1 protein-coding gene is annotated in these 587 nt (G+C 47.2%); it reads right to left on the bottom strand.

Annotated features, from left to right (window positions below):
• On the bottom strand, positions 1-587 hold a 587-nt coding region (locus tag ACLUXO_RS10210), incomplete at both ends, for a mucin-binding protein (RefSeq protein WP_412137452.1).

Raw genomic sequence — 587 nt, 5'->3', positions numbered from 1 at the left:
ACCAGGCTTTTCTGGAGTTACAGGACTTGGGTCTACTGGAGTGTAGTTAGGCACATCCGGAATTGGTTCATTCGGCACTACCTTAGTTGGATCGTTAGGGTCCGTTGGGTAAGTTGGAGTGTCTGCACCTGGGATAGGAGTACCGTTTGGATCTACTGGAACAAGCTTACCGTTTGGTGAGTAAGTTACAGTTTCTTCAACGTCTGGCTTGTCTGGAGTTGCAGTCAAGCCACCGGCAGTCTTCTTGTCTGCGTGGTAGCCTTGAACAACTGGAGTGTCTTCAGTACCAAAAGTCTTAGTACCTTCCCAGCCAGTAGTCTTAACTACTTCACCGGTTACCTTGTCGATCGTGTCAGTCTTACTGAAGGCATCCTTTTGAGTTTGTACCTTGTCAGCTGGAGTCTTGTCACCCGCACCAACGTAGTGGATGGTTTGAGTTGCGTCCTTGTAGCTTACAACTTCCTTAGTGGCGTGCTTCAAGTGAACAACGAAGTCGTTGCCTTCCTTAGCATATACTTGGCTATCGTCAGTAAAGTTGCTTGAGACAAATTCATAACCATTGTCCTCGTAACCCTTGATCTTGTCTT

Source organism: Lactobacillus delbrueckii subsp. bulgaricus (assembly GCF_046938665.1).
Lineage (GTDB): Bacteria > Bacillota > Bacilli > Lactobacillales > Lactobacillaceae > Lactobacillus > Lactobacillus delbrueckii_C.
This window is presented reverse-complemented; position numbering and strand designations above follow the sequence as displayed.